At 69.1% G+C, this 2,030-nt stretch carries 2 protein-coding genes and 1 pseudogene; 2 read left to right on the top strand and 1 reads right to left on the bottom strand.

Annotated features, from left to right (window positions below):
* Nucleotides 1-217, top strand: a pseudogene (locus E1264_RS42290) (TetR/AcrR family transcriptional regulator); the annotation flags it as partial.
* A gap of 261 nt (nt 218-478) precedes the next feature.
* Here the strand turns inward: E1264_RS42290 and E1264_RS42285 are convergent.
* Nucleotides 479-1,081 carry a class I SAM-dependent methyltransferase gene (locus E1264_RS42285; RefSeq protein ID WP_132183167.1) on the bottom strand — a complete coding sequence of 201 codons (603 nt, stop codon included), beginning with the start codon at nt 1,079-1,081 and terminating at the stop codon, nt 479-481.
* Nucleotides 1,082-1,240: 159 nt separating this feature from the next.
* Between E1264_RS42285 and E1264_RS42280 the strand changes: the two genes are divergently transcribed.
* On the top strand, nt 1,241-1,723 hold the full coding sequence (locus E1264_RS42280) for an SH3 domain-containing protein (protein ID WP_132183165.1): 483 nt from the start codon (nt 1,241-1,243) through the stop codon (nt 1,721-1,723).
* The last annotated feature ends 307 nt before the right edge of the window (nt 1,724-2,030 follow it).

Raw genomic sequence — 2,030 nt, 5'->3', positions numbered from 1 at the left:
CCGCGAAACCTCCGTCCGCGCCGTCGAGGCCTACGACCGCCTGGCCACCGCCGTCCTCACCCACCTGGGCGTCCCCGACGCCGAACGCCACGCCCCCGCCACGGTCGCCCTGCTCTACGGCCTGGCCCTCCGCCGCCTGGCCACCGGCGACACCACCGCGACCGGCACCGCCGACGCCGTCCGCCTTCTCCTCCTGGGCGCCCTCCCCCGACCCTGAGAAAGGCTTCTGGCCCGCACGGCCCCAGAGCGGGGTTACAAAGCCGTGCGGGCCAGAAACCTGTCTCAATCAGGAACCTCAGTCGGAACCTCAGCCGACGTTCGCTCTGCTCTCCGCCTGTGCACCTCCGCCGTGTCTCCGATGTGACACCCCAAACGCTAAGCCGCCGAACCCCCCACCAGAACACCCTTAACCCTCACTTAGGGAAGGGCTGAGCCCGGCTTATTGGCTTGGGTTCGTGGGGGTTCTGGGGGCGCTTGGTCAGGGATGAGTTGTTGGTTTGAAGGCGAGGATGGTCCAGGTCAGGTCGGGGCGGCCTAGGGCGTCCTGGCGGGAGCTTCGGTGGACGAGTCTCAGGCCGGCCGCGGCTGCGTTGGCGATGGTTTCCTCTGCTGAGACGTCGAACATGCGGCGGCCAGGCGGTACCGGGCCGTGGCGCAGGGTCAGGATGATTCGGGCGGACGGCGCGGTCAGGGTGGCCAGGCGTCCCATCGCGGTGTGGCGTTCGTGCTTGTCCAGGTGCATCCAGACCGCGGACAGGAGGATCATGTCGAAGTCGCACGTCGCGGGGAGGGCCGAGAGGTCGGGGAGTGCGTCGGCCAGCCATTCGATGCGTTCGGAGGCGTGGAGTCGTTCGCCGACGGCGCGCAGTTCGTCGGTGGGTTCGACGGCGACCACGTGATGTCCGGCGCGTGCCAGGGCCGCGGCGTCGCGTCCTGAGCCTGCGCCGACGTCCAGGATCCGGCTCGCGGGGGTGGGGAACAGGTGCAGGACGTCCTTGTGGACGTCCACGAACGCCAAGCCCTCGTACTGCCGCGCGAGCACCTCCGCGGCCTCGGCATACCCGACGGTACCGGCGATCATCAGGCCCCAACCCCCACCGACGACAACGTAGCGAAGCGCGCATGGCCTTCGCAGGTGGCTCGCCATCGTCCGCCAAAAAGAGTCTTCGTTACTCTGGGTCTGCATCTTGTGACTCTGGGTAATGTCTGCGGCGTACGTCGGACCAACCTGGAGGAACACATGCAGGTAGGGATAAAGCTCGGTGTTGGAGCGGCGGCCGCGGTGCTGGCCGGGAGTGCGCTGAGCCTCGGTGCGGTCGCCGGGGCCTCTGAGCCGCCGCCGAACCCGGGCCAGCAGGAAGAGTCGGTGCCGGCTCAGCCGCAGCCCACGCAGCCTGAGGAAGGGCAGGGGCCCGGCGCCATCGTCGTGGGGCCTGAAGGCGCCGCCAAGGCGCTGGAGCGGCTGGAGAAGCGCGACCCTCGGCGGGCCCAGTGGTGCCACGGAAGGGTGGCGGTGTCGAAGCTGAACGTCCGATCGGGACCGGGGACGAATCACCCCGTGAAGTACGTGGTCAGCAGCGGTCAGTCCATCAACACGGACTGGAGCCGCATCATCCGTAGGCACGGGTACCTGTGGGTGCCGCTCAGCAACAACTACTGGGTCGCCGACTACAAGCTCGGCGATGGAAACGGCAAGTGGTACATCAAGTACACCAACTGCTGACGCGGGCGGTCGGGGCCGGCGGGTGACGCCGGCCCCGGTTTCCGGTTGGTGCCGTCTTCAGCGACGGGGCTCCGTGGCCACCGGATGGCCGCCGCTCGGTAGCCTCTCCTCGGTCGACGGCGTGGCGGTGAGACGGTGGGCAGGCGGTCGCTGGGGCGGCGGTTCGGGTGGCTTTGGGCGTCGTACGCGTTCAGCACGTTCGGGACGAGGCTCGCGTTCGACGCCTTTCCGTTGATCGCGGTTCTGGTGTTGCACGCCGGGCCCGCGCAGGTGTCTGTGCTGGCAGCCGCGGGTCTGGCGGTGGGGG

The sequence above is a fragment of the Actinomadura sp. KC216 genome (assembly GCF_004348535.1).
GTDB lineage: Bacteria > Actinomycetota > Actinomycetes > Streptosporangiales > Streptosporangiaceae > Spirillospora.
Note: the sequence above shows the minus strand (reverse complement) of the source record. Positions and strands in the feature narration are given on the sequence as shown.